This window comes from Paracidovorax sp. MALMAid1276 (assembly GCF_049198005.1).
GTDB lineage: Bacteria > Pseudomonadota > Gammaproteobacteria > Burkholderiales > Burkholderiaceae_C > Acidovorax.
In genome coordinates this window covers 35,153-57,491 of the sequence record NZ_JBMIRS010000251.1, presented here as the reverse complement: position 1 = coordinate 57,491, position 22,339 = coordinate 35,153, and the positions used below count along the sequence as shown (strand labels likewise).

Below are 22,339 nucleotides of genomic sequence, written 5' to 3'. Positions count from 1 at the left end.
CCTCGCGGGAGAGGGTGGGGGAGAGGGGGGCGGCTGCACTAGCGCCGCGCCGGTTTCACTCCCCCTCTCCCCGGCCCTCTCCCGCGAGGGGAGAGGGAGTGAGGGCGATCTGAGTGATGTGAAAAATCAAGCCAAATTGGGCTTCAGCGCTTATCCATAAAGCGCTGACAGCTATTAAAAATATAGCTTTCAGCCGTTACGAAACTTCTATCCACTCCCCTTGGAGCCACCATGCCAAGACCCGTCACCCTCTTCACCGGCCAATGGGCCGACCTGCCCCTGGCAGAGCTTGCGCCGTTGGCCAAAAGCATGGGCTACGACGGCCTGGAGCTGGCCTGCTGGGGCGACCATTTCAACGTGCAAGAGGCGCTGTCGTCGTCCCAGTACGTCAAAGACAAGCATGCATTGCTGGCCCAGCACGGCCTTTCGTGTTTCGCCATCGGCAACCACCTGGTGGGGCAGGCGGTGTGCGATCTGATCGACGAGCGCCACCAGTCCATCCTGCCGCCCCATGTGTGGGGCAATGGCGAGCCCGAAGGCGTGCGCCAGCGCGCAGCGGCCGAGCTGGCCGACACGGCGCGTGCCGCCGCCCAATTTGGCGTGAAGACGGTGACGGGCTTCACCGGCTCGTCGGTGTGGCATTCGATCTATGCCTTCCCGCCCACCACGCAGGAATACTGGGACAAGGGCTTTGCCGATTTCGCGAAGCGCTTCGGCCCCATCCTGGATGTGTTCGAGCAGCACGACATCAACTTTGCGCTCGAAGTGCACCCCACCGAAATCGCGTTCGACATCGCATCGGCCGAGCGCGCGATTGCGGCGGTGGGCGGCCACAAGCGCTTCGGCTTCAACTACGACCCCAGCCACCTGGCCTACCAGGGCGTGGACTACATCCGGTTCATCCGCCAGTTTGGCGATCGCATCTACAACGCCCACATGAAGGACGTGTGGTGGGGCAAGGGCGACGGCACGGTGGGTGTGTTTGGCGGCCACACCAGCTTTGGCGATGCGCGGCGCAATTGGGACTTTCGCAGCGTGGGGCGCGGGATGGTCGATTTCGAATCCATCATCGTGGCGCTCAACGACATCGGCTACCAGGGCCCGCTGTCGGTGGAGTGGGAAGACAGCCGCATGGACCGCGTGCACGGCGCCACGGAGAGCGCAGCGTTCTGCAAGCGGCTGGATTTCAAGCCGGCGGCGGGTGCGTTCGACGCGGTGTTTGCGCGGGACAAGCAGAGTGTGTGAGGGCTGGCGTGGCAGTGCATGGGGTCATCCCTCAAGTCGCCCTAAGCCGGTCGGGCTGAACTCTTCGACGTGGTTCAGGACAGGCCTGTCAAAGCCAGGGCGATGCCGCACATTGCTTTCGACCCCCAACCCGTTCGGGCTGAGCCTGTCGAAGCCAGGGCACGGCAGGTGCAGCCCTTCGACAGGCTCAGGGTGAACGGGCTGGGGAGTTCGGTGAAGGGTGCTCGGAACGCATCGCCATCGTCCAGCGGCCACACCTTCCTGCGATTACCACCCACTACATCTGTACCCACCATCACAACAACAAACAAAGGCCTTCCGTATGTCCAGTGAACCCAGAAAGCTCCGCTACGCCATGGTCGGCGGCGGCCACGGTGCCTTCATCGGCGCGGTGCACCGCAAGGCGATGGCGCTGGACGGCCAGTTCGAGCTGGTGGCGGGCGCGCTGTCGTCATCGCCCGATCGTGCCCGCGCATCGGGTGCCGAGCTGGGGCTGCGCGATGACCGCAACCACGGCAGCTGGCAGGACCTGCTGGCCGACGAGCTGCGCCGCCCCGCGCACGAGCGCATCGATCTGGTGAGCATCGTCACGCCCAACCACGTGCACCACCCGGTGGCGCTGGCCTTTGTGCAAGCGGGCTTCCATGTGGTGTGCGACAAGCCGCTGGTGCACACCAGCACGCAGGCCGATGAACTGGTGGCCGCCGTGAAGAAGGCGGGCACCGTGTTCGGCGTGACCTACAACTACACGGGCTACCCCATGGTGCGCGAGGCGCGCCACCTGGTGCAGACCGGCGCGCTGGGCCAGCTGCGCAAGATCACGGTCGAATACAACCAGGGCTGGCTGGCCACCGCGGTGGAAGAGGGCGGCGCCAACAAGCAGGCCGACTGGCGGCTGGACCCGGCGCGCAGCGGCAGTGCCGGCACGCTGGGCGACATCGGATCGCACGCCGAAAACCTGGCCGCCACCGTCACCGGCCAGCACCCCGCCTGGGTGTGTGCGGATCTCACGGCCTTTGGCGCGGGGCGCAGGCTGGACGACGATTGCCAGCTGCTGCTGCGCTACGACAGCGGCGCGCGCGGCTTCATCGTGGCATCGCAGGTGGCGGCGGGGCTGGAGAACGACCTGCGCCTGCAGGTCTCGGGCACGCTGGGCAGCATCACCTGGCGGCAGGAAGACCCCAACCAGCTCATCCACTCCCCGGTGGACGGCCCGCGCCGCATCCTCACGCGCGGCTCGCCCTGGCTCAGCCCCGCAGCGCTGCGCGCCGGGCGCATTCCAGCGGGCCACCCCGAGGCGTTCATCGAAGCCTTTGCCAACGTCTACCTGGGCGTGGCCGCCGACATCCGCGCGCGGCTGGCGGGCACCGTGGCCGACCCCCTGCACGCCGACTACCCACGCGTGGAAGACGGAGCGCGCGGCGTGCATTTCATCGAGCGCGTGGTGGCCTCTTCGGCCAGCCACCACAAGTGGACCGCTGTGGCCTGACATGGCCTGACACCGCTGGCGCACCGGTCAAGGATGTCCTGCATAGCCCTCGCGAGTCGGTGGTAGCGCGGACCGCCTGAGACCTCGCTACCACCGACCGCAGGGAGCTATGCAGCCCATCCTCAAAGGGGCGCTGCAGATGTGCCCTGCCTTGTCAATGCAACCTTGGGGCTGTTGACACCGGCTGCGCGCGGGTGGCCTCGCGCTTCTTCATGCACGCCCGGACGCGGCGCGACCGCATCAAACCTCTCTGAAAGACCCGGCAAAGGACTGGGACAGCGCTGATCCCCGTCGCGGTTTGGAGCACGGGTTAACCCTTGATTTTTCAATAGCAATCAACTATCAAAGCAGTAATCTAATTGTTTGTTTTTGTTGCTGTTGTGTCACTAATACATACGCACTATGGAAACGCAAGGGCAACTGCGCGATGCTTGCGCACCGTCTCAAGAAGAGGGGTCGGCAGACGAGGGTTTCGATCAAGCCATTGATTTAAAACAAGAATTAGGCTGATTCTCAATGACTTCCAACGGCATTCATTACCCATGAATGCACGTTCCGGGAGCGGCTGAAAAGCGTGGGCGCCGTTTGTTTGCAGACCCCATATTTAATTTGTTTACTTTGGTTACGTTTAGTAATCTTCGCGCTCACTCTTTTTCAACGCTTGAGGGAATCATGCGATCACTTCTTTCCGTCCTGCCCATCCGGCGCGCCCCCAGACTCGCTGGCACCCGAGCGGCGCAGGGTGGTTTCACCCTGGTCGAGTTGGCCGTCGTGCTGGCCGTCATCGGGCTCATCATCGGCGCCGTTGCCATCGGCAAGGATGTGCAGCGCAACGCCGAATACACCAAGATCAAGAACAAGTTCATCGACCAGTGGGAGCAGGCGTACAACCAGTACTACCAGCGCACCGGCGTGGTGGTGGGCGACAGCCAGACGGCGCCGCGCATCATGGTGAATGGGGCGGCGTATGTGGCCACCGGCACCAACCCCACGTCGGGTGGTGACATGGCGGCGCTGGTGGCTGCAGGCTCTGAACCCCCGCCAGTGTGTGCCCGCAACCCCGAGGCGGGTGCGATGCGTTCAGACACGCCGTACACGGTCAACGTGAATGACCTGCGTGCCTACATGACCCGCGCCGGCATCCGCATGCCCCCCGGCCGTGCGGAAGGACAGGAAGATCTCTTCGTCTACACAGACACCAATGGTGCTCCTCAGGAAATCCAGGTGTGCTTTCAGTGGAACCGCCCCACCACGGCGGCAGGCGCAGGCAACGTGATGGTGATTTCGGGGCTGACCCCCGACCTGGCCCGAATGCTGGACCAGATGATCGACGGCAAGCCGGATGCCCGCGAAGGACGCTTCCGCCTGCAGGGTGTCACCAACGCCACCGACAACCGGCCTGGGCTTGAATGGGCGGCCAACAACACCTTTGGCCGGGGTGCCGCGCCTTCGGCCACCACGGGCGCGACGGACGCCGGCAACACCCGCGACGAAGAGCAGGTCATCACCCTGACCGCCATCTACAAGATGAACCAGTAATCCGGGCGAGGGAAACAACATCATGAACCACGTATTCAAGAATTCCTCCCGCCGCCCGCGTTCCGCGCGCCAGCAGGGTTTCACGCTCGTCGAGCTGGCCGTTGTGCTGGCCGTCATCGGCCTCATCATCGGCGCGGTGGCCATCGGCAAGGACGTGCAGCGCAATGCCGAATACACCAAGGTCAAGAACAAGTTCATCGACCAGTGGGAGCAGGCCTACAACCAGTATTACCAGCGCACGGGCGTGGTGCTGGGTGACAGCCAGACGGCGCCGCAGAACATGGTGAACGGCGAGCGCTTTCTGGCCGCCGGCACGCGGTCAGGCCGCGACATGACGGGCGTCACTCCCCCCAACGCGATCTGCCGGGCTGCAGCCGGGCAAGGCATGACGCGCGGCTTCACCAATGGCACCGACCCCGACCTGCGCGCTCTCATGACCCGTGTGGGCATTCGCATGCCCCCGGGCCGTGCAGAGGGGCTGGAAGACCGCTATGTGTACCTGGACACCAACGGCAATCCGCAGGAAATCCAGGTGTGCTTCCAGTGGAACGTGCCCCTGGCCAATGGCTCTGCGGCGAACGCGGTGGGCGACGGCGCCGGCAACGTGATGGTCATCACCGGGCTGACGCCCGACCTGGCACGGGCGCTGGACCAGATGATCGACGGCAAGCCCGATGCCCGCGAGGGCCGGTTCCGCATGCAGGGCATCCTCAACAACCAGGCTGCCGCAGGCGGGCCAGCGGCGCCCGTCAACGGCCCCGGACTGGAATGGACGGCCACCAACCGCGACCTGATCGGCACCACCAACGACCGCAGCTTTGACGAAGACCAGGTCGCCATCGTCACCGCCATCTACCGCATGAACCAGTGAGCGGGCCACAGCCGCTCACTGCCCCTTCTCTCCCCATCAACCCCTTTACCCCTCGTCGGAGATTTCGATGAACAACATGCAATCGTTTCGCAGGCTGGGCCGCAAGGTGCAGCAAGGTTTCACCCTGGTGGAACTGGCCATCGTGCTGGCCGTCATCGGCCTGATCATCGGCGCCGTGGCCATCGCCAAGGATGTGCAGCGCAACGCCGAATACCAGAAGGCGATCAACAAGTTCGCCTACCAGTGGAAGATGTCTTATGACCAGTATTACCAGCGCACGGGCGTGGTGCTGGGCGACTGCCAGCAGGCGCCAACCTACATGGTCAACGGCAGTGAAACCGAGATTCCCGCCGGCAACCCGTCCTGCACGCGCGCTGGCTCGATGGCGGTGGCCGGCATTCCCGAAAACTTCACCAATCGCGGCTTGAAGATCTGCAGCGGCCAGGGCTACACCGCCGGGCAGGTGGGCGTGGGCGATGCCGGCCTGGCCACGCAGAACCTTCGGACGCTGATGACGCGTGCCGGTGTGCGCATGCCCCCGGGCCGTGGTGAAGGGCATGAAGACCGGTTCCTGTACATCGACTCCAACGGCAACGCCGTGGAGATGCAGGTGTGCTTCCAGTGGAACACCTCGGGTTCTGCGAGTGGTGCGGGCAATGTGATGGTGATCCGGGGCCTGACGCCCGACCTGGCGCGCTTCATGGACCAGGTCATCGACGGCAAGCCCGACTCGCGCGAAGGCCGTTTCCGCATTCAAAGCCGCCCCGCGCACACCGCAGCGGCTGAGGCAAACGCACCCGGTACGCAGTGGGAAGCCAACAACACCGAAGGCAACAACATTGCCAACACGGCAGCCAACAGCGCAATGACCAACAGCGACACACGCCAGGCCGTGACCAACAACAGTGGCAGTGCAGGCGGCACCGCCACGGGCCGCACGTTTGACGAAGACCGCGTCATTCTGCTGACGGCCCACTGGATCATGGAGCAGTAATTGAACGCGACCCGCGCACTCAAGCTCGTGTCCCTGGCGCTGGCCACGGCCCTGTTGGGGGGTGGCGCCTACATGGCACACAAGGGGCTCAAGCGCCTGGCGTTCGAGCAGCAGCAGCATGCGCAGCTGCAGCAGGCCGTGGACAACGCCCGGCGCCTCATCCCCGAGGTGCAGCAGCGCGAGCAGCTGGTGCGGTCCATCAAGGATGTGTCGATGCAGGTGGAACGCCTGGGCTTTGACCCCGCACAGTGGGGCGAGCGCCGGCTGCGCCGCGCCCAGGGTCCGGCCACGCGGGCCGAGGCGGCGCAGTTTCTGGGCGAGCTGGGGCGGGGCGGGGCAGGGGCCATCTTTGTGGCCGACATGTTCGACCTGGCCACGGTGTCGCCCGAGGCGAGCCTGTTTCACCCCCCTCAGCCGGGCGACCTCGGCCTGACGCTGGGTGTGAGCGGCACGCTGCATTTTCAGACGGTGTCTGCCCTGGCGCCCAAGGTAAAGCCATGAGCCACGAACACATCTACCGCGTGGCCAGCTCCGGCTGGCTGCATTGCAACGGCCACCAGGTGCAGGACGTGCCGGCCTGGCCGCAGCTGGACCACAGCGCCCTGGTGGTGCTGGACCTGGACGACATCTTCACCGATGTGTGGCGGTTTGAAGGCAAGACGGACTACGCCGCCGCCCTGGTGGAAAAGCGGGTGCGCACGCAGGGCCTGGTGGAAGGCGCCGCCCACGTGGTGGTGCACAAGCTGGTGAAGGTGCCTGGCGGGTTCCAGGTGTATTTTTCGGCGCTTTCGCTGGAGCTGTGGCAGCGGTGCACGCAGTGGGCGGCGGAGCAGGCCGACCATTGCCTGGTGATGACCGCCGCGGGCCTGCTGTGCCACGGCGTGAAGGCGGGCAGTGCCCGCATCGTGCTGTCGCAGCGCCGGCTGATGTGCTTTGCGCAGTCGGACGAAGGCATGGTGTTCGGCTCCACCCAGGCGCTGGGCTCGGGCGCATCGGCCATTGCCAGTGCGGCCCAGGTGATCACGGGCAACTACAGCGCGGTGTTGTCGCGGCTGGGCGCTGATGCGGTGGAGTGGGGCACGCTGTGGAGCACGCAGCCGGCCGATGTGGATACCTGCGTCGGCGTGGTGCGCAACGCCCTGGGCGGCGCACCCCAGGTGCTGGGCACGACCGAACTGCTGTTTGCGGGCGAGCGCGTGCACACGGTGCTGCCCACACTGGCCCGCGATGCGGCGGGGCGCCATGCGCTCAATCCGCTGCTGGAGCGCGTGGCGTGGCGGTCCGAGCGCTGGGTGGCGCCCATCGCGGTGCTCACCGCCGTGGTCGGCCTGGTGCTGGCCATTGCGGGCGTGCTGCTGGGCCAGATGGCCGATCAGCAGCGCGAGAGCGGGCGGGCCCAGCGCAGCGAGCTGGCTGCCCTGAATGAGCGCATCCAGGCGGTATCGACCGTGGATGCGCCCCAGAAGCTGCTGCCGGTGGCGGAGTTCTCGAAGGCGCTGGACGAGGGTGCGCGCCATGACCCGGTGGCGTTCATGGCGCTGCTCAAGTCCGCATCGGGCCGGGACATCCGCATCCAGCGCGTTCGGCTGGAGCCTCCGTCGGGCCTCGCGCGCGTGCGGGCCTTTCGGGTGGATGGCGTGGCGCCGCTGGGCGCATCGGCTTCGGTCACGCGATGGGTGTCCGAGCTGGCCGCCGCGGGCTGGACGCTCAAGGCGGTGGAGCCGACCTACAGCGTGCCGGGCGCTTTCTCTTATGAACTGGTGGCGACCTCAGGCGCTTCCGCACCAGGAACTGTGAAACCATGAAATACGCCGCTTTGCTTTTGAACGGCCTGGCCCTGCTGCTGCTGGGCTGGGGGCTGTACGGGGTGGTGCAGCTGAGCCAGGCGCGCACCCCCTCGGTGCGCCCCGTCATCACGGAGCTGGCGCCACTGCCACCCGCGCTGCGCAGCGATCAGGCGCGCGTGGTGAACGCCTTCGGGGCCATGGAGCGCATCCAGGCCCAGGCGTCGAGCCCGGGCACCAACCCGCTGAGCCTGATCGCCCAGCCCTTGCCGGGCAGTGCAGTGGCCGGCAGCATCCAGATGCCGAGCCGTTCCCTGTCGCTGCACCTTGACGACCTGGCGGCCGAACGGCAGACCGTGGTGATCGACGGCCAGCTGGCGCGCCAGGGGGCCCGGCTGGAAGGTGGCGGGCGCGTGGTGCGCGTGCGGCCTTCCGAGGCCGTGGTGACCGAACGCCTGGGGCGCCAGACGCTGACCCTGCCGGAAGGCGACCTGCGCGTGGGCACGCTGCGCTGGGCAGACGGTTCGCTGGCCAGCGTCAATTCGCAGGAGTTTCGCGCAGGCGTCGCGACCGGCGCGCCACCTGGCCCCATCAGGAGTCTTCCATGACCGGCGCGGGTGTGGCCTGCAGGGCCCTGGCGCCATCCCACCATTCATGACCCCTTCAAGCATCACGATCACGCGAGCAGCGCCGAGGACAGCGATATGACTACAACCCCGTTTTTCAAGCCCGTGGCGCTGGTGTGCGCAGCACTGGTGCTCAGCGGCTGCGCCAACCAGCCGCCCCGCAGCGCCACCAGCCTGCCACCCCCCGATACCAAGGCGGCCGACAACCTGCGCGAACACGCTGCGCAGGAGTCGCAGCGCCTGCTGATCCATCAGCAGATGCTGCTGGCCGAGATGAACAAGGCGGCCACCCCGCCGGTGATTGCGCCCGTGGCACCGGTGTTCGATCCGCTCGAAGGCAAGCTCATCAACGTGGCGATGTCCAAGGCGAGCATCAGCCAGATCCTGAGCGCGTTTGCCGACGCCGGCAACCTGAACCTGATCGTGGACCCGAACGTGCTCAAGGGCGGGCAGCTGGCCGACATGCACCTGCGCCAGGTCACGCTGCGCGAGGGCTTCAACGAGGTGCTGCGCACCTATGACGTGGCGGGCGAGTTTCGCGGCAACACGCTGCGCGTGAACCTGACCGAAGAGAAGTTCTTCTCGCTCAATTTCCTCAACACCAAGTCCAGCATCCAGATGGGGTCGGGCGGCAATGTGTTTGGCAGCACCACCTCGGGCGGCAGCGGCGGCAGCAGTGGCGGCGGCGGTGGCGGCACGGGTGCGCAGCAGGGCAGCCTCACCATGGCAGGCTCGGGCGGCAGCAATTCCGACCCGTATCTGGAGATCGAGCAGGCCATCAAGGCCGTGCTGGGCGACAACGCCCAGGACCGCGCGGCCCAGCAGCAACAGCAAAACCTGGCCATGGCGGCCAGCGCATCGCAGACCGCACCGTGGCCCGGCATGCCCGCGCCACAGCGTGCGCCCGCCGTGCCCCAGGCACCGCTGGCCACCATGGGCGACGACAGCGGCTTCACCCTGAACAAGATGACCGGCACGCTGTACGTCAAGGCCCGGCCGTCCAAGATGCGCGCAGTCGAAAAGATGCTGGCGCAGGTGCACAAGGTGCTGGGCAAGCAGGTCTATGTCGAGGCGCAGCTGATCGACGTGCAGCTGTCCGACAACTTCGAGTTCGGCGTGGACTGGACCAACCTGCGGGGCCGCCTGGCCGCCGGGTTTGGCTCGTCGCCCATGCAGCTGGGCGGTAGTTCCGGCACGCTGCCCAATGGCGGGACGGGCTATCCGGCGCGCGCCATCTCCATCCCCGCGCAGCTCATCGGCAGCGTGGCAGGCCCGGCGCTCGGCATGTCCTACCAGGGCAGCAACTACGGCATCGTGATCAATGCGCTGCGCGCCTACGGCAACCTGAAGGTGCTGTCCAACCCCAACGTGCAGGTGCGCAATGGCACGCCCGCACTGCTGTCGGTGGGCACCAGTTCGCGCTATGTGTCGCAGTCGGCGTCCACGCAAACGGTGCCCGGTGGCGGTGCGTCCACCACCTCGTCCAGCGTGCAGACCGACACGGTGTTCTCGGGCGTGATGGTGGGGGTGCTGCCCATGGTGCGCGACGATGGCCGCATCGAGCTGATGCTCAACCCCATGCAGAGCGATGTGGACCCGGCCAGCCTGCAGCTGGTGGCAGTGGGCGGCGAGAACCTCGTATCGCTGCCCAAGGTGAGCTACAAAGGTCTGACCACCACGCTCAACGTGGGTGATGGCGATGTGGTGGTGGTGGGCGGCCTGATCGACCAGCGCAGCTCCAACAACGACCGTGGCGCTCCGGTGGTGTCCGATGTTCCGCTGCTGGGCAAGCTGTTCGGCAACGAAAACAAGGTGCATGGCAGCCGCGAGCTGGTCATCGTTTTGCGGGTGCGTGTGCTATGAGCCTCATCCACGACGCGCTGAAGTCCATGGACGCGCCGCAGGACGCCCCGCGTGTGCTGCCGCGGGCACCCGCCACGCCGGTCCGCAAGCGCCCTGCATGGGTCGACGCTGCGCTGGCATTCGTGATCGTGGTGGGCGTGGGGGTGGGCGGCTGGTATGTGTGGCAAACGCAGACCCAGCCCCGCTTTGACCCGAACCTGAGCCGGTCTGCCGCGCCGCAGCCTGTGGCAGCCCAGCCCGTTGTGCCCGCCCCGCTGGCTGCCGCGTCGGCTCCCGTGGTGGATCTGTCGGCGCCGCAAGCTGCGGTGGTCGCGACGGCTGCGACCACCGGGACCACCGCACCCGCCACTTCGGTGCCGGTGGCCGGTGGCGATGCGGCCGCGCAAGGCTCCCCACCCGTGGCAACCCCCGTGGCCATGCCGGCCGCTGCGGTGCCAGCCGCCCCGGCGCAGCCGGTAGCGGCAACGCCGGTGGTGGCCGCCGCGCCCGCGCCCGCAACCTCGCAGACTGCGGCAGGGGCCTCCCCGGCTGCCGCACCCGTGGCCTCCCCTGCGCCACGCCCTGCACCCGTGCGGCAGGCCCGCGTGGGCCGCCCAGCCGCTCCGGTGGAGCCACCCGCCGCCGCACCTGCCGTGGACGAAACCCCGATCGAAGTGCGTTTTGCGCGCCTGGTGTCTGCCATGCGCGAAGGGCGCAGCGCCGATGCCGAGCGCGAACTGGCCGCCCTGCGCGAGCGCCTGCCCGCCGGCTCGCTGGGCCTGCTGCGCGCGCAAGCCTGGTTTGACCTGCGCGGAGGCCGCGATGCCGCCGCCGCCAGCGGCTACCGCACGATCCTCGAGCGCATGCCCGGCGACGAGGAAGCGTCCATCAACCTGGCCAGCATCCAGGTGCGCCAGAACAAGCCCGAAGAAGCCCGTGCCACGCTGGACGGTGCGCTTCGCCTGAATCCCGACTCGTCCGCGCTGCGCGCGGCCCTGGGCCAGTTCACCCCCGCCGCCCGCCAATGACCGCCAGCCCCATCTACGCGACGCTCGGCCTCTCGCGCAACCCCTTTCCTCCCACGCCAGATGCGGGGTCGTACTTCTTCACGCCCCGGCTGGAGGAAGACTTCGCGGAAATCGTGCACTGCATCGAAGCGCGCAAGGGGTTTGTGCTGCTGACCGGCGAAGTGGGCCTGGGCAAGAGCACGCTGGTGCGGCGGCTGCTGGACACGCTGCAGGGCAAGAACTGCCATTCCGCACTCATCCTGAACACCTTCTTGCAGGACAGTGCGCTGCTTTCGGCCATCCAGGCCGATTTCGGGCTGCCGCCCACCGACTCGGTGGAGCAGGGCCTGGCGCGCCTGACCGAGTTTCTGATCGCACGCCATCAGGCGGGCGACATCAGCCTGCTGGTCATCGACGATGCGCAGAACCTCAGCGTGGACTCGCTGGAGCTGGTGCGCCTGCTGTGCAACCTGGAGACCGGGCAGGAGAAGCTGCTGCAGATATTGTTGGTGGGGCAGCCGGAGCTGGAGGAAACGCTGGCCACGGCCGGGCTGCGCCAGCTCAAGAGCCGCATCGTGAAGCATGCGCGCCTGCGCGGCCTGCAAAAGGATGAAGTGGCGCGCTACTTCGACTTCCGCGTGAACGCGGCGGGCGCCGAGGGGCGCCTGTGCATGGAAGCCGGCGCGGCCGATGTGCTGCACCGGGCCTCCAAAGGCAACCTGCGCCGCATTCACCTGGTGCTGGACCGCTGCCTGTATGGCCTGGCGAGCACCCGGGCCTCGGTGGTGACGACGGCGCTGGTGCAGCGCGCCGTGGCCGACCTGCCCGCGCTGGGCGAGGAAGACTCGGCCCCGGCAGGCGCCGCGGGCGCCGGCCGCAAGCGCAAGGCCTGGCTGCTGGCCGGGCTGCTGGCAGGCACCACCGCCACCGTGGCCGCCATGGCCGCTGTCCACTGGGACCGCATCGTGCCACCCGGCGACGGAGCCGCGATCTCTGCAACCTCCGCGACCTCCGAGACCTCGACAGTGAAGGAGCGCCCGGGCCAAGAGCCTGCCGCATCGGCCCCCTCCGCCGGTGTGGCGGGTGAGGGCGCCGGGGTATCGACGCCTCGCGCCCGGCCGCCTGCCCAGGCACCCACCCCCGTGTCCTCGGCGCTGCCCGCTGCTGCGTCGCCATCGTCCACCGAAACGTTGGCGACCCCGCCTGTGGCCGCCGCGCAGGCTGCAGCCAGACCGGCAGATGCGGACCCATCGGGCCGCCGCGCGTGCGAAATCCAGCTGCAGTCCGTGGCCTCGCCGGACGAGATGGTGCTGGTGCAGCGCCTGCCCGAAGGCACGAGCCCGGCCTGGAAACCCTCCACGCGCATGTGTCGGTTCTCCGTCGGCAAGGAGGCGTGGGTGGCATGGCTGGGACGTGGCGATGCGCGCCACATCACGGCCGCCCAGCAAGCCACGCGCAAGGTGCAGGGCAAGCTCCGCAGCCTGGGCCTGCTCGACCTGCGCGAGCCCGACGACGGCTTCTTTGGCTCCAGGACCGCAGAAGCGCTTGCCCGCTTTCAGCAGCAGCAAGGGCTGCCCGCCACGGGCAAACCCGACGAACTGACCTTCTTACTTTTGGAGCACCAGGATGCATCCCCCCGCTGAAATCGTGCAGGAGAACTCGGGCGAGTTGCTGCCAACCACTGGCACCTCTGCGGCTGAGCGCCTGGCGGTGCTCAGGGAAAAGAGTCCCTCCCTCGGGGCGGCCCTGGTCAATGCCGGGCTGGTCTCGGCCGTGGCCATCGACTACGTGCTGCAAAAGCAGAAGATCGAGAAGGTGCCCATGGGCAATCTTCTGGTCGAGCTGGGTTTTGCCAGCGCCAACGAGGTGGCCCGCCAGCTGGCGGACCAGCGCGGCCTGCGCTTCGTCAACACCGACGAAATGCCCGAGCCCGACACCGCCGTGGCCGGGCTGTTCAACCGCGCGCTGTGCCTGACCTATGGATTCCTGCCCGTTCGGCAGAACGAGGACGGCCTCATCGACGTGGTGCTGGGCGACGCACAGCCCGACGTGGTCTCGGAGCTGGTGCAGCGCAAGCTGGGCAAGCGCTGCCACTTCTTCCAGGGCGAATTCGACAGCGTGGCGCAGGCCATCCAGCAGCACTACTACTTTGCCGAACACCCGCCCGCACGCCTGATCGAAAGCGAGGTGCGCAAGCTCGAAGCCGACGTGGACCGCGCTTACAGCCCCGCGCGCCTGCTGGAGCACATGCTGCACCTGGCCGTGCGCGAGCGCGCCACCGACATCCACCTGGCACCCACGGCGCGCAGCCGCTCGGTGCTGCTGCGTGTGGATGGCGTGCTGCGCCCCGTGTTTGCGCTGGCACCGGCACTCGACCGCCTGGTGGTCTACGTCAAGCTGCAGGCCGACATGGACGCCAGCGAGCAGCGCCTGCCGCAGGACGGCAGCTTCACCGCCGTGGTGATGGAGCACAACTACACCATCCGGGTGTCCACGCTGATCTCCGAATTCGGCGAGCGCATGGTGCTGCGCCTGCTGCCCGAGCGCAGCAATCTCGACAAGCTGGCCGACCTGGGCTTTCTGGAAGACGACGTGGCCGTGATGGCCAAGGCGTTCTCGCGTCCGCACGGGCTTATCCTCATCACCGGCCCCACGGGCTCGGGCAAGAGCACCACGCTGCACGCTGCGCTGCGCATGCAGCCGCTGATCGAGCGCAACGTGCTCACCGTGGAAGACCCGGTGGAATACCGCGTGCCTGTGGCCTGCCAGACCGAAGTGAACCGGCGCGCCGGCTACGAGTTCGCCAACGCCATGCGGCACTTCCTGCGGCACGACCCGGACATCATCCTGGTGGGCGAAATCCGCGACGCGGAAACCGCGCGCGCAGCGCTTGATGCGTCTTCCACCGGCCACCTCGTGCTGTCCACCCTGCACGTGGGCACCATCTTTGGCGTCATGCCGCGGCTCAAGCTGCTGGGCGTGGACACCGAGACCATCGCCGAGAACCTGGTGGCAGTGATCAACCAGCGCCTGGTGCGCCGCATCTGCCCGCACTGCGCCACGCCGCGCCTGGCCACCGAGGACGAACGCCGCTGGCTGGGGCGCGGCCATGCCGACGACACCACGCAGGTGTTCCATGGCGCGGGCTGCCACCAGTGCCGCGACACCGGCTATCTGGGCCGCCTGCCCGTGTACGAAATGCTGGTCGTCAACCGCGACCTGGCCGATGCCATCGCGGCCGATGCCTCGCGCGCGGAAATGCGCCAGCGAGCGCTGGCTGCGGGCATGCGCCCGATCCTCACGCTCGCGCGCCACCGCGTGCTGGCGGGCGAGACCACGATGGAAGAAATCCTGCGCACGGTGGGCGAGGACTGAGACGCGCATGGCCCACCTCAACACGTACTACTACCGCGTGCTGCTTCCGCACGGGGCGGTGCGCTCCGGCCTGCTGCGGCTGGCCGTCAAGCGCGACCTGTCGGCGCGCATGCGGCTCGAATCGGACACCGACGGCACGGTCATCAGCCTGTGGCGCTTTCCGGCATGGCTGGCCATGGTCACCGACGTGGTGCTGCACCTGTTTCGCCGCCAGGTGCGCAGCGAAGACCTGGCCGGGTTTTTGCGCGACCTGGGGCTGATGATGCGCGCGGGCGTGCCGGCGCTGGATGCGCTCGCCACGCTGGTCGACGAGAGCAACAGCGTGGGCAACTCGGCCATGGCCGCGGTGGCCCGCAACATGCTGGACGACCTGAATGCCGGCGTGGGCATGACCGAGGCCTTCAACCGCCACCCCAACATCTTTCCCGAAACGGTGCGCAACCTCGTGTCCATCGGCGACCAGACAGGCACGCTCGACCGCATGCTGGGCGAGGCCGCAGAGCACGTGGAGCGCATGATCAACATCCGGCGCGACATCAAGACCGCGCTGATTTACCCCGCGTTCGTGTTCGCCACCATCATCGGCGTGGCCATCTTCTGGATCTACTACGTGGTGCCCAACATGGCCCGGCTGTTCAAGCAGCTGCAGGCCAAGCTGCCACCCATCACCGAAGGCCTGGTGGCGTTTGCAGACCTGCTGTCGGTGCACCTGCCGTGGGTGCTGCTGGTCACCTTTGTGGTGGTGGCGGCCGGGGTCATCCTGTTCCGGCGTTCCGAGCGGTTTCAGCTGGCCACCTACACCGTGCTGCACCGCCTGCCCGTGGCACGCACGCTGCTGGTGTCGTCGGGCATGGCGCACATCACCGAGCACCTGTCCATCCTGGTGCGGGCCGGGGTCGATCTCGTGTCCAGCCTGCGCATCCTCGGGCGGGCCACCAAGAACCGCTACTACCGCACGCGCCTCATCCACGTGGCCGAATCGGTCTCGCGGGGCGAATCCGTGTCGTCGTCCATGCGGCGCGTGGGCGGATTTCCGGCCATGGCGGTGCGCATGATCTCGGTGGGCGAAGAGTCGGGCAGCCTCGACGAGCAGCTCTCCCATCTGGCGGCCGACTACCGCAAGCGCCTGGAGGTGCTGGTGAAGTCGCTGGCGGAAATCCTAAAGCCCTTGATCATCCTGATCGCCGGTGGCTTGTTCCTGTTCCTGATCGTGGCGCTGCTGCTGCCGATCTACGACCTGGTGCGGCAATCGGTCAACCAGACGATGGGGGGAGGCTGATGTCCTGGTCGTCTGATTCGTCGCTCGTTCCGTTTCGCACCGACATTCCAACATCCGCGTCGGCCAGAGGTTTGTTGGTGAATTTATTTGCTGGCGAGGCCTGCCTGTTCTGTTGGGCAGGAGACTGAATGCGTAAGCCTGTTTTGATCGGTGGGAGTCTTGGACTGCTGCTGTTGGTCGTGATCGCGACTTTTTTGTGGATGGCTGGCAAGCCACTGGGGCCAGTCGCCAATATCGCGCCTCCCCGAGCGGCGAGTCCTCGAATTGTGCCGCCAGCTCCCACAGCATCCATGGCCCCGCTGGCGGTACCTAGTAGTCCACAGACAGACGTCGCGAAGCATGACCGCCGTCGCCGCTTGGCTGAAGTGCGTGCAGAGTTCAGAGCGCTTAGTGCTCAAGGGCCTCAGGCATCCCCGCAAAAGATGCGGGCTCTGGTGGATGAGCTGGAAGCGCTGTCTGGCCCTAGCTTTGACCCTCGCTATTTTCAATCGCTGCGCACCATGCTGGACCTGAACGCCAAATTGCAGGAGCTCAATGCGGAATTGCAAGTCCTGATCAAGAGCAAGTCGCCCAAGGATGCTGCCCGACAGCAAGTCGTCCTGGCTGAAATGCGTACGCTGGGCGAGCGTGTGGCTGTGGAGGCCAAAGCCATACAGGCCTTCGTGCCCAAGCCTACACGTGCGGGGAAACTTCCATGAACCGAGGTGCAAGTCGCTCTGGTGCATTGGGCAGACGCGTTGCTCAAACGGGACTGTCCATGGTCGAGGTGGCGATCGCGCTGGCTGTCGCGGGTCTGATGTCTTGGGCGGCTTTCAGTGGATACGCGACGGTATCTGAGCAACAGGAAATCGAACGCGGCCGGGCCGACGCCGCGCAATTGCAGTCGATCCTGCGGGCGTTTGTATTGCGTAATGGACGACTTCCTTGTCCTGCGACCCTTCCGAATGGATATGAGGCGCTCAGCGGCGGCACGTGTGCTTCAGGTATCCAACTAGGCTGGTTTCCTTATGTCAGCGTAGGTTTGGAACTGCCCACGGATCGGTTAGGTGCTCGCTATTCAGTTTTTCGAGAGCCGAATCTCGTCTCGCCTGCACAAGACGCAGATCTGGCGCTGGAACTGGAGCGAACGGGAGACTCGCTGGGCGAGCCCACGCACCGAGATATCACCGACCTCATCGTTGCGTTGAACAACGCGTCTACAAAGGCAGTATCTTCAACGCGCACACATCTCACGGGCGACGGAGGTGCGGCAGGAGTCATCGACTGCGCTGCCAATCGCGTAATGGTTGCTGCGTACTGGGTGGTGGTGCCACTTCAGGACAAGGACGGAGACGGCGACCGGCTGGATGCACCACACGCTTTGACCAGCCTGTGTGCGACAAGCCCTTCAGCGCCGCTTCGATTTACATCCGATGACGTGGTGATCGCCGAATCGCCTGCGCAACTCGCTGGTTGGCTGCGCAAGAGCCTGCCCTGACGGCAACTTTTTCTACATGTTCATGCTGTCGATGTCTACGACCAATCCCCCCTTTTCGTCCCGACGCGTAGCGCGCAGTTCGGGCGGATTTGGCCTGCTGCAAGTGATGCTGCTTATCGCAGTCATGTCTGGCCTTGCCACGATGGGCTACCTTGAATGGCGCGAGCGTGCAGCGGTGGATTCGTCTCGTCAGGAGCGCCAGGCCTTGGCGCAGGCGGATCAGGCACTCATAGCCTATGCCACTGTAGCGCGCAGCTTTCCGTGCCCGGACGTTGACCGCGATGGGCTGCAGGATTGCGGCGCACCGGCCACTCAGAAGGGTTGGCTGCCGACAGTAACCTTGCGCATGGCGGGCGTTGACCCCGGAGTGGACGTGGGCCAGTTGCGTTACATCGTTCAGCGCCAAGGAGGTGCCAACGACCTCACGATGTTGACTGACACCTGGACCCCTCTTGAATATGACGATGGGGCTGGTGGTTTTTTCGCCATGCGTGGTGGCTCCTACCCTGCAGATATCCTTACGCTACCCGACTTGTGTCAACGGCTTGAAGCGGGCCGTACGACAACGATGTCACCCACCTTGGCCCAGGTCAATGCGCCGACCCCGCGCGCGACTGCCTATGCCCTGGCCCATCCGGGCAACAACGATGCGGATGGCGACGGAGATCTTTTCGACGGTGCCAATTCCAGCGCCGCAGCCAACGCAAACCGCATGGAAGACCCCCATCGGCGCTCACTTCTGGCAAGCTACAACGATATCGTGCTTGAGCGGTCCTACGACAGCCTGCTGACGGCCTTTCATTGCAGCCCTTTGATCGACTCCATCAACACGGTGGCACTCGCGCACGATGTGGCGCTGGATGTGGCAGAGATGCGCTCTGACAACATTGATTCGGCGCGGCGTGCGGTGGCGTTCAGCACGCTCGCCGCCATCATGACGGCGCTGGAGATCGCCCTGGCCGTGGCCGAAGGGGCATCGGATGCGGGGAATGCAGCTGCTGAGTGGGCCATCTGTGCAGCGTCGCTGGGCTTGGCCGTCAATGCCTGTGCGGCCGCCCCCCAGCACACGGTGGCGATTGGATTGGCTGGGGGCGTGATCATCGCCAACGGCCTGGCGGTGGTTGCCAATGCTGTGGCAGCCGGCATTGCCGGTACAGCGTTGACACTGGCTGACAGCGATGCCACGGCCGCCGAAATCTGCCCGCCGATGGATCCGACCGTGAATAACCTCATGCTGTCTATAGCGCAACAAGAGGTGACGGATGCCAACGCCGAATTGACTGCAGCTACTACGGCCGTCAACAACAAGACGGCAGAACTCAACACCGCGATCGCGCAGCGAACTGCCGCCGTCGATAGCCTGACCAGCCTAATTCGAAACGGCCAGGCGAGTTCGCAGATTGACGGGCTGCTCACAACCTTATTGACGGCCGCGGGGACTTGGGGCAACGCGTCATATGCCAGTGCCGCAGCCGATTCCAAAGTGACGCAGGCCACGCAGCTGCGTGACCGCTGGGCCACCGAAGTTGCCAAGTACAACGCGATGTTGGCAGACATCCCAGGCACCATCACCCGGCTCAACAATGAAATTGCTGCGCTGGACCTGCTGATAGCGACCAACCCGCCCAACAAAACACAACTCCAGAATGAGCGCGATGGCAAGGATGCAGAGCTCAAACTCGCAGGTGACGTGGCCGGCCTGACCGCGGTTCGCGACAAAGCTGTGGTCGAATTGGCTACCGCACAGACGGCGCTGGACAATGCCCTTGCAGCACAGACCGCTGCCACCACCGCCTACTCCACGGCGCAGACGAGCTATCAGTCCGCGATTGCCAACTTCGTCAACGGCACGGCTCGCTACAACATCTATAACAGCAGTGGAGTATTGGTTGCTCATGGATGCACATCGGCCTGCCAGGTGGGAGATGTCAACATCAACAGCGCCGGGCAGTTGAGTTCTGCCTTGGTCGATCTTTTTGGATTGGGCGCTATGACCAGCCCCAGCACCGATGCCAAGTACCTCAAACCCGTCAAGTTGCAGAAGGAGCTCGATGCGCTGAATCAGCGCCTTGCGGCGGCCCAAGATCGAAAGACCACGGCTGATGCCCGGTTGTTGGAAGCTCAAAACCGTGTCAACAACCCACCGCCCTGCAACGCCACAGGCTCGGCCGTGGTGCCCATGACGCCGGAGCAGGCAGAGGCCATCCTGGCGGACGTGGACCGCAAGGGAGGCACGCGATGATGTTCAAGAGCGCTGAGGTTCGGTCCCCGTCGCACCGGCTGCAGGCCGGGCTGTCGATGGTGGAGTTGGGCGTTGCCATGGCCGTCGTCGGGGTGATTGGGATATTCACGTGGCGCTGGGTGGCCGACACGCGCGCGCCTATGGAGCGCTCTGCCATCATTAGCCAGTTGGCTGAAGCGCAAGCGGCGGTAGAAGGGTTTGTGCTGGCCAATCACAGGCTGCCATGCGCTGCGTCAAGTACCAACGGGAACGAAGACTGTGGCAACACAAGCGCGGCTGCCGTTCTGTTGCCATGGCGCACCCTGGGCTTGCCCAGCCGAATGGGGCAATTGCACTATGGCGTCAATCGTGGCGCTTCGCTGGATCTGGCCAGTGCCCCGGCGGCCTCGGCGTCCCCCGACTTGAATCTCAATTACAGCCCCACCATTCCGGTCTTGGCGCTGGCGACCGATGCGGGCGTCAATGCTGCTGCGGCCGCCTTGACGGACGCCATCACGGCAGCAAGCGGCCGGCGTGCCGCCATCAATGGCCTGGACTGGTGTCGTGTGGTGCGGCGGCTCGCGGCCGATCCGACGGTGGCGGGCGTTCTCACTGTGGGCAATCTCAGTGCCAGTACTCCGGTCGCGTTTGTGATAGCGCATCCGGGTGCTAACGGCGTGTTTGAAGGCAGCAACGTGCCGGGCGGTGCAGCGGGGTTCAGGTTCGATTTGCCTGGACGTGCGCAGGACAATAATTTCGATGACCTGTCCGTTGCGGTAGGCCCGGGTGATCTTGCGGCCCGCGTCGGCTGCGTGGCGCGCCTGGGTGCCATGCATGCAGCGGCGCAGGGGGCTTACACCGCCTATGACAACGTGCGGGTGGTGCAGGAGTATTGGTCGCTTCGAGTGTTTGACATCACGCAGGCCGAGTCGGCCCTGGAAGCCGCGGAAACGGGCGTCATCATGGCGGCCATGAACGCAGCCTTGGCCGCAGGCAGTGCAGCCCTCGCCGTCGCTTCAGCCGCCAATACCGAAGGGATCACGATTTTTGGCTTGGCGCTGTCCGCAGCCAATGTGGTCACTGCAGCCGTGGAGGTAGGTTTTGCGGCTGACGATCTTATTGAAGCCCAGCAGGCCCTGCAGGATTCCAAAGACAAGGAACTTGCCTCGCGAGCCTATGTGATCAGAGTGTTTGAAACGTTTACCCAGGCGCTGACCGCGGCAACCCGGCTGGACGAGAAAGGGCTAAACCCATGAAACACCGCATGCTGGGTTTCACATTGGTCGAGTTGTCGCTGGTGTTGTTGGCCCTGGGACTGATACTGCCCGGCGCAGTGATTTTCTGGCAGTTGTCAGAGCGGCATCGGGTTGCGGGCGTGCAAATGGATGCACAGCAGCAGTCGCGGCAGGCGCTGGTGGGCTATCTGCATTCTCATTACAGGTTGCCATGTCCGGCCGCGGACACCAACGGCGTTGAGTCTTGTACGGATGGCACTGACATCCGACAGATGGGCTACCTGCCTTGGCGTACGCTGAGTCTTCCGCGCCCCGAAGCGGGTCGTCTGCGCTATGGCGTGTACCGTGCTCCTTCAGGCGCCACGATGGCAGCAGCGCCTCAGGACCGGGATCTGGCAGTGGTGCGCGACCGCATGAATCCCCTGCGTGTGCGCACCCCAGACCCCAAACCTCAGAACCATACAGAGGCACCGAACCCGAATTCCCCCCCCATTCCCGCGGTGCTGCCCAGCCTGAACAGCGTGCTGGGAATGACCCAGTCTGGCAACGATGCAGCGCCGCTCAATCCGGCGTGCGACGCGGCAGCCGACCCGGCATGTCCCTTGGGCGTAGTGAATGCGGTCAACCTCATCGACATTTGCTTGGCGCTGAACACCGCCAGCGATGACCTGGTCGCTCCCGCAGGCCGCCTTGCCACGCAGGTTGGCGCAAACCGACGTATCGCTGCGTTCGTAGTCGCTGCGCCGGGGCTGCTGGATGCACAGGGCAACGGCCAGGCCTTCGACGGTGCCAACGCCACAGCTTCCAATGCCGACCCCACTTTTGCCTCGCCTGCGCAGGCCGTGAGCGACCAGTACGACGACATCGTGCTTGCCGCTAGTCATTACGAACTGTTTACCGAGCTGCAATGCGGTGCGGCGCTGTCTGCGATTTCGCATGCGCATTTCAATGTGGCGACGGGCGCGTTCGTGATGGAGCGCGCCATGTATGACTACCGTGACCAACTCTATATCGCTGTGGTGCTGGCTCGCGCTGACGTGGCGGCGGCCGCGGCTGGTGCGCTTTCTGCTGCAGCAGGGTCGTTGGACGCCGCCAAAGAGATGGTGTCTGCCGTGGCGGATACCACCATGTCTGTGGGCGCCAGAGCATTTCAGATTGCACTGGCAGCCGTGGGCATTGGTTTGGCAGTGGCCAGTGACATTGCGGCGGCGGCAGCGGTTGTGGACGCAGCGCTTTCCCTGGCGGAAGCCGAAGATGTTTTTGATGATTTCGCGACGCGCACCACCGCAATGACCAATTTATCCCGCGACATCAACACCAACGCGCTGAGGGCTGATGCCATTGGCCACTAGAGA

18 protein-coding genes are annotated in these 22,339 nt (G+C 65.7%); all 18 read left to right on the top strand.

Translation table 11 applies throughout. The annotated features are described in order from the left end of the window. Nucleotides 1–231 precede the first annotated feature (231 nt). The 18 genes from ACOQFS_RS21275 (at nucleotide 232) to ACOQFS_RS21190 (ending at nucleotide 22,336) form a co-directional block, all read left to right on the top strand. Entirely contained in the window at nucleotides 232–1,245 is a 1,014-nt protein-coding gene (locus tag ACOQFS_RS21275) for a sugar phosphate isomerase/epimerase family protein (protein ID WP_421564803.1), read from the top strand. A gap of 322 nt (nucleotides 1,246–1,567) precedes the next feature. Continuing rightward, complete coding sequence (locus tag ACOQFS_RS21270) at nucleotides 1,568–2,734, top strand: Gfo/Idh/MocA family protein (RefSeq protein WP_421564802.1); 1,167 nt, start codon at nucleotides 1,568–1,570, stop codon at nucleotides 2,732–2,734. A 672-nt stretch (nucleotides 2,735–3,406) separates the two neighbouring features. Continuing rightward, the gene (locus ACOQFS_RS21265; protein WP_421564801.1) at nucleotides 3,407–4,273 is read left to right on the top strand and encodes a type II secretion system protein; all 867 of its coding nucleotides are present in this window, start codon (nucleotides 3,407–3,409) and stop codon (nucleotides 4,271–4,273) included. Nucleotides 4,274–4,295: 22 nt separating this feature from the next. Continuing rightward, nucleotides 4,296–5,144, top strand: coding sequence for a type II secretion system protein (locus ACOQFS_RS21260; protein WP_421564800.1), 849 nt, complete (start codon nucleotides 4,296–4,298; stop codon nucleotides 5,142–5,144). A 67-nt stretch (nucleotides 5,145–5,211) separates the two neighbouring features. Continuing rightward, nucleotides 5,212–6,138, top strand: a complete 927-nt coding sequence (locus ACOQFS_RS21255; protein ID WP_421564799.1) for a type II secretion system protein — start codon at nucleotides 5,212–5,214, stop codon at nucleotides 6,136–6,138. After that, a complete protein-coding gene (locus tag ACOQFS_RS21250) occupies nucleotides 6,139–6,639 on the top strand; it encodes a hypothetical protein (protein ID WP_421564798.1) in 501 nt (166 codons plus the stop codon). Next, nucleotides 6,636–7,943: a hypothetical protein gene (locus ACOQFS_RS21245; protein WP_421564797.1), complete on the top strand. Its 1,308-nt coding sequence runs from the start codon at nucleotides 6,636–6,638 to the stop codon at nucleotides 7,941–7,943. The genes ACOQFS_RS21250 and ACOQFS_RS21245 overlap by 4 nt, the downstream gene beginning before the upstream one ends. Next, nucleotides 7,940–8,530, top strand: a complete 591-nt coding sequence (locus ACOQFS_RS21240) for a hypothetical protein (RefSeq protein ID WP_421564796.1) — start codon at nucleotides 7,940–7,942, stop codon at nucleotides 8,528–8,530. Before ACOQFS_RS21245 ends, ACOQFS_RS21240 begins: the two co-directional genes overlap by 4 nt. A gap of 96 nt (nucleotides 8,531–8,626) precedes the next feature. Beyond that, on the top strand, nucleotides 8,627–10,411 hold the full coding sequence (gene mshL, locus ACOQFS_RS21235; protein WP_421564795.1) for a pilus (MSHA type) biogenesis protein MshL: 1,785 nt from the start codon (nucleotides 8,627–8,629) through the stop codon (nucleotides 10,409–10,411). Next, complete coding sequence (locus ACOQFS_RS21230; RefSeq protein WP_421564794.1) at nucleotides 10,408–11,418, top strand: tetratricopeptide repeat protein; 1,011 nt, start codon at nucleotides 10,408–10,410, stop codon at nucleotides 11,416–11,418. Before mshL ends, ACOQFS_RS21230 begins: the two co-directional genes overlap by 4 nt. Further along, nucleotides 11,415–13,040 (top strand): AAA family ATPase, encoded by a 1,626-nt coding sequence (locus ACOQFS_RS21225; RefSeq protein WP_421564793.1) that lies wholly within the window; start codon nucleotides 11,415–11,417, stop codon nucleotides 13,038–13,040. Before ACOQFS_RS21230 ends, ACOQFS_RS21225 begins: the two co-directional genes overlap by 4 nt. Further along, the gene (locus tag ACOQFS_RS21220; RefSeq protein ID WP_421564792.1) at nucleotides 13,024–14,772 is read left to right on the top strand and encodes a GspE/PulE family protein; all 1,749 of its coding nucleotides are present in this window, start codon (nucleotides 13,024–13,026) and stop codon (nucleotides 14,770–14,772) included. Before ACOQFS_RS21225 ends, ACOQFS_RS21220 begins: the two co-directional genes overlap by 17 nt. A 7-nt stretch (nucleotides 14,773–14,779) precedes the next feature. Beyond that, entirely contained in the window at nucleotides 14,780–16,051 is a 1,272-nt protein-coding gene (locus tag ACOQFS_RS21215; RefSeq protein WP_421564791.1) for a type II secretion system F family protein, read from the top strand. A 128-nt stretch (nucleotides 16,052–16,179) separates the two neighbouring features. Next, nucleotides 16,180–16,749: a hypothetical protein gene (locus ACOQFS_RS21210; protein WP_421564790.1), complete on the top strand. Its 570-nt coding sequence runs from the start codon at nucleotides 16,180–16,182 to the stop codon at nucleotides 16,747–16,749. Nucleotides 16,750–16,808: 59 nt separating this feature from the next. Then, nucleotides 16,809–17,528 carry a prepilin-type cleavage/methylation domain-containing protein gene (locus ACOQFS_RS21205; protein ID WP_421564789.1) on the top strand — a complete coding sequence of 240 codons (720 nt, stop codon included), beginning with the start codon at nucleotides 16,809–16,811 and terminating at the stop codon, nucleotides 17,526–17,528. Nucleotides 17,529–17,550: 22 nt separating this feature from the next. Then, complete coding sequence (locus tag ACOQFS_RS21200) at nucleotides 17,551–19,770, top strand: hypothetical protein (RefSeq protein WP_421564788.1); 2,220 nt, start codon at nucleotides 17,551–17,553, stop codon at nucleotides 19,768–19,770. Next, a complete protein-coding gene (locus tag ACOQFS_RS21195; protein ID WP_421564787.1) occupies nucleotides 19,767–21,005 on the top strand; it encodes a prepilin-type cleavage/methylation domain-containing protein in 1,239 nt (412 codons plus the stop codon). Before ACOQFS_RS21200 ends, ACOQFS_RS21195 begins: the two co-directional genes overlap by 4 nt. After that, on the top strand, nucleotides 21,002–22,336 hold the full coding sequence (locus tag ACOQFS_RS21190; RefSeq protein ID WP_421564786.1) for a prepilin-type cleavage/methylation domain-containing protein: 1,335 nt from the start codon (nucleotides 21,002–21,004) through the stop codon (nucleotides 22,334–22,336). The genes ACOQFS_RS21195 and ACOQFS_RS21190 overlap by 4 nt, the downstream gene beginning before the upstream one ends. Nucleotides 22,337–22,339 lie beyond the last annotated feature (3 nt).

Bases quoted from the DNA above. Each gene is read 5' to 3' on its own strand.
- ACOQFS_RS21230 (WP_421564794.1), top strand. From the start codon at position 10,408: ATGAGCCTCATCCACGACGCGCTGAAGTCCATGGACGCGCCGCAGGAC.
- ACOQFS_RS21225 (WP_421564793.1), top strand. From the start codon at position 11,415: ATGACCGCCAGCCCCATCTACGCGACGCTCGGCCTCTCGCGCAACCCC.
- ACOQFS_RS21190 (WP_421564786.1), top strand. From the start codon at position 21,002: ATGAAACACCGCATGCTGGGTTTCACATTGGTCGAGTTGTCGCTGGTG.
- ACOQFS_RS21255 (WP_421564799.1), top strand. From the start codon at position 5,212: ATGAACAACATGCAATCGTTTCGCAGGCTGGGCCGCAAGGTGCAGCAA.
- mshL (WP_421564795.1), top strand. From the start codon at position 8,627: ATGACTACAACCCCGTTTTTCAAGCCCGTGGCGCTGGTGTGCGCAGCA.
- ACOQFS_RS21220 (WP_421564792.1), top strand. From the start codon at position 13,024: ATGCATCCCCCCGCTGAAATCGTGCAGGAGAACTCGGGCGAGTTGCTG.
- ACOQFS_RS21260 (WP_421564800.1), top strand. From the start codon at position 4,296: ATGAACCACGTATTCAAGAATTCCTCCCGCCGCCCGCGTTCCGCGCGC.
- ACOQFS_RS21270 (WP_421564802.1), top strand. From the start codon at position 1,568: ATGTCCAGTGAACCCAGAAAGCTCCGCTACGCCATGGTCGGCGGCGGC.
- ACOQFS_RS21245 (WP_421564797.1), top strand. From the start codon at position 6,636: ATGAGCCACGAACACATCTACCGCGTGGCCAGCTCCGGCTGGCTGCAT.
- ACOQFS_RS21200 (WP_421564788.1), top strand. From the start codon at position 17,551: ATGCTGTCGATGTCTACGACCAATCCCCCCTTTTCGTCCCGACGCGTA.
- ACOQFS_RS21215 (WP_421564791.1), top strand. From the start codon at position 14,780: ATGGCCCACCTCAACACGTACTACTACCGCGTGCTGCTTCCGCACGGG.
- ACOQFS_RS21275 (WP_421564803.1), top strand. From the start codon at position 232: ATGCCAAGACCCGTCACCCTCTTCACCGGCCAATGGGCCGACCTGCCC.
- ACOQFS_RS21265 (WP_421564801.1), top strand. From the start codon at position 3,407: ATGCGATCACTTCTTTCCGTCCTGCCCATCCGGCGCGCCCCCAGACTC.
- ACOQFS_RS21195 (WP_421564787.1), top strand. From the start codon at position 19,767: ATGATGTTCAAGAGCGCTGAGGTTCGGTCCCCGTCGCACCGGCTGCAG.
- ACOQFS_RS21210 (WP_421564790.1), top strand. From the start codon at position 16,180: ATGCGTAAGCCTGTTTTGATCGGTGGGAGTCTTGGACTGCTGCTGTTG.
- ACOQFS_RS21205 (WP_421564789.1), top strand. From the start codon at position 16,809: ATGGTCGAGGTGGCGATCGCGCTGGCTGTCGCGGGTCTGATGTCTTGG.
- ACOQFS_RS21240 (WP_421564796.1), top strand. From the start codon at position 7,940: ATGAAATACGCCGCTTTGCTTTTGAACGGCCTGGCCCTGCTGCTGCTG.